We start from the raw sequence: 1,202 nt of genomic DNA, 5'->3' as shown, positions 1-1,202 counted from the left end.
TTTATGTTTTGTCATAGTAGACCTCATTTCTAACTCAAACGTCTCATACTTAATTCCACCATAAAAATCCGTTTTAGACTAATTTCCACTTTGGTCAGGCAAGTGGAAGTTACTTTGAGAAGTTAGCTTATTTTTAAAAATCGGAAAAATTACTAAATAATGTTGATATTGTCTCTTCTTTATGATATATTTGCATTATTAAAAAAGAGGATGAATATTATTTTTAAAAAATCAAAAATAATGATTTAACTTTGAAGAAACTTTATAAAGTAATTTTATTAATCCAAAAAGCAAATTTGATTGTTAATAAGATTGTTTTAGATAAAGATGATATGAGGTTTTTGGAGCTGAATATATCGCGGCGATTTTAAAAGCCTTAAATATTAAAATTATCACTGTAAGTGATAGTAAAGTAAAAATAAGAATGGAATAAATCATGCTACTAAACAAAATGGAACTAAACAAAAATGTCATGCTTGGTATTGTTATTGGTGTTATATCGTTAATATTTTTGCAGGCGCTTATCGCAAACATTACCACTCCAAAAGTAGAAATCGTCGAAGATGTCAACTATATCAGCGCCCCCCCTAAAGAACATTACAAAATCGATGAACTCACTGATGACGTCATCCTCGGAAAATATTATTCCCATGGTGATTACTATTTCGTAGTTTACAACAAAGCTAAAAATAAAGGTGAAAACCGTCTTGTCAAACGTAAAGTTTGGGAAAACAAAGAAATCGGTGCACAATTTGAAAAAGGAGACGAAGCAAAATGAGAGAAATGAGATTATTAGTGTATTCAACTTTTGCTTTCATGCTGTATCTCTTTTTGGGCGCTAGTTTTGTAACCCTGTTATATCCGATACCTGAAACAAAAACCGTAAAGGTCAACAAAATAAATGAAACCATTTATTATTTCACACCTGATGACCACACCATCACAGGTAAGTTTTATAATAACGCCGGTTATTTCTTAGTGGTTTATAACGAAAAATCAGAAGATTTTGAGATCAAAAAAGTCGAAGAAAAAGATTGGGAAAACGAAAAAATCGATCGACATTATTATGATTAGAGAGACTGGGACAAAATAGTTCTCGACCACAAAAAAAGCTAGAGATTTCCAATTGTGGAACTCTAGCTTTTTAATTTTGAGTCGTTCTCTTATTGTATTTTAGGAGGTTATTGGCCATAAGTACCAAT

2 protein-coding genes are annotated in these 1,202 nt (G+C 30.9%); both read left to right on the top strand.

Going from position 1 to position 1,202, the window contains the following annotated elements; translation table 11 throughout:
* Positions 1 to 436: 436 nt before the first annotated feature.
* The gene (locus QM865_RS09110) at positions 437 to 778 is read left to right on the top strand and encodes a hypothetical protein (protein WP_414306505.1); all 342 of its coding nucleotides are present in this window, start codon (positions 437 to 439) and stop codon (positions 776 to 778) included.
* A complete protein-coding gene (locus tag QM865_RS09105) occupies positions 775 to 1,074 on the top strand; it encodes a hypothetical protein (protein ID WP_414306504.1) in 300 nt (99 codons plus the stop codon). Before QM865_RS09110 ends, QM865_RS09105 begins: the two co-directional genes overlap by 4 nt.
* The last annotated feature ends 128 nt before the right edge of the window (positions 1,075 to 1,202 follow it).

Origin of the sequence: Streptococcus mitis (assembly GCF_047462815.1) — a bacterium.
Lineage (GTDB): Bacteria > Bacillota > Bacilli > Lactobacillales > Streptococcaceae > Streptococcus > Streptococcus mitis_DO.
This window is presented reverse-complemented; position numbering and strand designations above follow the sequence as displayed.